Source organism: Roseovarius spongiae, assembly GCF_003651245.1.
GTDB lineage: Bacteria > Pseudomonadota > Alphaproteobacteria > Rhodobacterales > Rhodobacteraceae > Roseovarius > Roseovarius spongiae.
This window is the reverse complement of sequence record NZ_RAPE01000013.1, coordinates 1-2,565: the sequence shown is the minus strand read 5'-3', so window position 1 is coordinate 2,565 and position 2,565 is coordinate 1. Positions and strand designations below refer to the sequence as shown.

Here is a 2,565-nt window from a genome sequence, read left to right as displayed (position 1 = left end):
CCAGTTCCCGTTCATTCTGCCCATGTCGGGCAGGTCTATCGGGTTCATTATCGATGGCATGCCTATTTTGGCGCGGACGTGAGGGTTTTCCGGACCCTCAATCGCGGTGATGGCCAACATGTCGGTCTCGAGCGCGATCCAGGTATTGCGATCCTTGCACCCGCTTGGATTCTGGACGCTTCAGTATGTCAGGGTTTCGAGCTTGGCGGACCTTTGGTGTCCACGGATGCGCTTTTCGATCTTCATTCGGTTCTCGGGCACCTCGGTTTCCGGCGAGGGTTCAAGGGTGACGACTCACCCATGGAGGCCCCGAATGACGCATCACAGATCCCCGACACCAACCCAGTTGCCACTGCCGTTGGCACCAGCGCCATTGCTGACGGAACCAGAATACCGGTCGATCGTGACGGCGCTGGCGCAAGTGCTCCTGACCGCGGCAAAATCCGATCCGGGAGGACACCGCGATGAATGACATGGCCCTCACATTTCCACCAGAGCTGCTCAAGCGTCATGCGGTGATCTACGTGCGCCAGTCGACACAGAGCCAAGTCATGACGAACCTCGAGAGCCAGCGTCGGCAATACGATCTTGTTGAGATGGCCCGCAGGTATGGATTTGCCGGGATTGATGTCATCGACGACGATCTTGGTGTATCAGCCAGTGGCTGTCAGGCCCGCCCCGGCTTCGAACGGCTTGTCGCCATGCTGTGTTCGGGGTCGGTCGGTGCGGTCTTCTGCCTGGAAGTGTCGCGCCTGGCCCGCAACGGGCGCGACTGGCATCACATGCTGGAGCTTTGCGGCCTGGTAGATGCGCGTGTCGTGGATCATGACGGCGTCTACGACCCGCGCCATCCCAATGACCGGCTGCTTCTGGGCATGAAGGGCAGCATCAGCGAGTTCGAGCTCGGCGTCCTGCGCACGCGCATGGTTGAAGCCGCAAGGGCGAAAGCGCGCCGAGGCGCACTGCGGTATACGCCGCCGATCGGCTACCTGTGGGATCGTGACGCCGGGGTGATGTTTGATCCCGATCTCCGTATCCAAGAGGTCGTCCGGCAGATCTTTTGCCGGTTCCGCGAACTTGGGAGCGCCCGGCAGGTTCTTCTGGCCATGTCGGGCGAAGGCATTCATTTCCCCAGGCCCTCCGATGGCATTCGGCTGACGAGTTTCGAATGGCAGCCCATTCGCTACCGCAACGTGATCAGCGTGTTGAAGAACATGTTTTATGCCGGGGTCTACGCCTATGGTAAAACCGGGCGGCAAGCAAAACTTCGGGACGGCCGCGCGCATGTCACCTACAAGAACCGCAAGTCTCCCGAAGACTGGGATGTTGTGATCAGGGATCACCATGTCGGCTATATTGATTGGGAGGAATATGAACGCAATCAGGCACAGCTGGCCAAGAACGCTTTCGGACGCGCCGGCGGGGTCAAATCCGGTCGCGGCGGCGGCGCGCTTCTGGCCGGCCTCCTCTGCTGTGCGAGATGCGGGCGGCGGTTGCATGTGGTCTATACAGGCCGCAATCCACGCCCTGTTTACCGCTGTGACAATCCAAATCTTCTTCTCGGACAGAAGCGCTGTATCACCTTCGGCGGGTTCCGGGCCGACAAACTCATCACTGATGCCGTTCTCGAAGTTGTGGCGCCATTTGCCATCGATGCGGCCATCGAGGCGCGCGCCATGGTGAGCCAGGCCGTGGAAGACAAGCGATCGGTTCTCGAGATGGAGCTGCAGCAGGTAAGGTACGACGCATCCCTGGCGGAACGGCGCTACGCCGCCTGTGACCCGGATAACCGCCTCATCGCGACGGAACTGGAGAAGAGATGGGAAGAGGCTCTGGGACGTGTTCGAAGTTTCGAGCAGCGCCTGGATACGGAGATCGCCGCAGTCCCGGACGTGGATGTCCCGCGCCTGGAGGGGCTTGCGCAGGATCTTGAGGCCGCGTGGACGGCACCGGCGACATCCATGCGCGACAAGCAACGATTGCTCAGGACGCTGATCGAAGACATCGTGGCGGATATCGACGACGATACAGGGGAAATCGTCTTGGTCGTCCACTGGAAAGGTGGCCGGCATACGGAATTGCGCGTCAAGAAGCCGAAGACCGGCGAACACAATGCCCGCACCAGTGAAGAGGCTCTGGGGATCATCCGCGAGATGGCAGGACGCTGGTCCGATGAGTCGATCGCTGCCTGTCTCAACCGCATGGGCATGGCAACAGGTCAGGGCAAGACCTGGAATGCAAAACGCGTTTCATCCATCCGGCGTGTAAATGACATTCACGGATACCTGTCTGCCGACAAGGACGGCCCGTGGCGCACCATGACCGAGGCGGCGGAAGAACTCGGTGTGACCAATCACGTCATCCGCAAGCTGATTAAGGACGGCATTCTGCCTGCAAGACAGGTGGTCGAGGGCGCACCATACCAAATTCGGACAACTGACTTGCATTCAGATAAGGTCAAAGACGCTCTCGCACGAAAAGGACGCCCGTGTCGCGCTGAACTCGAGGACCAGCTTTCAATGTTTCCAAGCACTTATGAAGGGGGTGCATAATGACCAACCAACG

The 2,565-nt window shown here is 59.8% G+C and carries 1 protein-coding gene; it reads left to right on the top strand.

The features are described 5' to 3' along the window. The first annotated feature begins 464 nt into the window (after window positions 1-464). Window positions 465-2,552: a recombinase family protein gene (locus D6850_RS19170; protein ID WP_206019336.1), complete on the top strand. Its 2,088-nt coding sequence runs from the start codon at window positions 465-467 to the stop codon at window positions 2,550-2,552. The last annotated feature ends 13 nt before the right edge of the window (window positions 2,553-2,565 follow it).